The sequence below is a fragment of the Paraburkholderia sp. JHI869 genome (assembly GCF_038900775.1).
Taxonomy (GTDB): Bacteria; Pseudomonadota; Gammaproteobacteria; order Burkholderiales; family Burkholderiaceae; genus Paraburkholderia.
Genome location: NZ_JAYMSC010000125.1, coordinates 1 through 256, shown reverse-complemented (window position 1 = coordinate 256; position 256 = coordinate 1). Strand labels below are relative to the sequence as shown.

General features: G+C 59.4%; 1 rRNA gene. It reads left to right on the top strand.

Going from position 1 to position 256, the window contains the following annotated elements:
• Nucleotides 1-256: ribosomal RNA gene (locus tag VSR72_RS44165) — 16S ribosomal RNA — on the top strand; the annotation flags it as partial.

Genomic DNA, 256 nt, shown 5'->3' with positions numbered 1-256 from the left:
TGCAAGTCGAACGGCAGCACGGGTGCTTGCACCTGGTGGCGAGTGGCGAACGGGTGAGTAATACATCGGAACATGTCCAGTAGTGGGGGATAGCCCGGCGAAAGCCGGATTAATACCGCATACGATCCATGGATGAAAGCGGGGGACCTTCGGGCCTCGCGCTATTGGGGTGGCCGATGGCGGATTAGCTAGTTGGTGGGGTAAAGGCCTACCAAGGCGACGATCCGTAGCTGGTCTGAGAGGACGACCAGCCACA